Annotated in this window: 1 protein-coding gene and 1 pseudogene; both read left to right on the top strand. The window is 26.7% G+C overall.

Annotated elements, in window-relative coordinates:
* The first annotated feature begins 103 nt into the window (after nucleotides 1-103).
* Nucleotides 104-802, top strand: coding sequence for a uroporphyrinogen-III synthase (locus tag AMN81_RS00450; protein WP_072090197.1), 699 nt, complete (start codon nucleotides 104-106; stop codon nucleotides 800-802).
* 2 nt (nucleotides 803-804) lie between these two features.
* Nucleotides 805-1,360: pseudogene (locus AMN81_RS00445) on the top strand (mechanosensitive ion channel family protein); the annotation flags it as partial.

Here is a 1,360-nt window from a genome sequence, read left to right as displayed (position 1 = left end):
TTTTATGAAAAAAAAGTTGGTAATTTGAATGAATTTAAAGAACTTGGTAATAAAGTTGGGATACTTTTAAAAACAAAATCAAACAATTCATATAAAAGATAGTATGCATATTTTATTAACTAGACCATTGGAAGATTGTTCAGAAATGATATTGAAATTTCAATCGTTGGGACATCAAGTTTCTCATCTTCCATTAATAAGAGTTGAAAAAGTTAATTATGAGGAAATTAACTTTTCTGAATATGGTGGAATTGTTTTTACTAGTGCAAATGCAGTAAAATTCTTAAACACAGAAAGATTAGATAAAAATATTAAATGCTTTTGTGTAGGTAACGCCACAGAAAATAAAGCAAGAAGTATTGGTTTTCAAAATACAATTGTAGCCGAAGGAAATGTTGCAAATTTAAAGGAGTTAATAATACAAAGTTATGAGTCTAAAAATAAAGAATTACTTTACGTTAGTGGTGAAACAATATCAGTTGATTTAGATCAACAGTTATTAAGTGAAGGTTTTAACGTAAAAAGAATTATTAATTATAGAGTAGATCATAACCAAAAGTTTGATGAGAAATTTGTTAATGAATTAAAATTAAATATTCCTGACATTGTATATGTTTACTCCCAAAATAGTGCATCAAGTTTCTTAAATTTCATAAAGATTTACCAAACCGAAAATTTATGGATGAATACAAATTTGATGTGTATAGGCGAAAAAACCTCGTCAATATTGAACGAAATCAAATGGAAAAAGATTTTTCTTTTTAATCCTGGAGAAGAAGAGTTTTTGTTATATAAAATTTAAAAATGGAATTAATTAATAATTTTTCTGAGATATTTTTATCAGTATGGAATAAAGGAATTCTTGGTGTTGATATTTTTCAAATATTAATTGGTATTGGAATATTTTTACTATTTTTAATTTTTAGAGGTTTAATAAGCAAATTAGTTATTAAAAAATTAGAAATCATCTCGAAAAGAACAACGAATAAATTAGATGATACTTTTGTTCAATCACTTGTAGGACCAGCAAGATTTTTACCAATTGTATTAGGATTTTTCATTGCAAGCTACTACATGACTTTCTCAATAGAAGGAAGAGAAGTGGTGGATACAATTAATAGAACTTTGATCACTATCTTAATTTTTTGGGCAATTCATCAAATCATAGAACCCATCTCATACATACTTAGTGGTTTAGATAAATTATTAACTAGAGAACTTATTGGCTGGATAATTAAATCGTTAAAAATTTTAATTTTTATTTTAGGTTTAGCTGCCGTTTTAGAATTGTGGGGGATTAAAATAGGTCCAATCATTGCAGGTCTTGGATTGTTCGGTGTTGCTGTTGCATTAGGTGCAC

The sequence above is a fragment of the Candidatus Pelagibacter communis genome (genome assembly GCF_001179845.1).
GTDB lineage: Bacteria > Pseudomonadota > Alphaproteobacteria > Pelagibacterales > Pelagibacteraceae > Pelagibacter > Pelagibacter ubique_Q.
The sequence above is the reverse complement of the archived record's forward strand: the minus strand, read 5'-3'. Positions and strand labels throughout refer to the sequence as shown.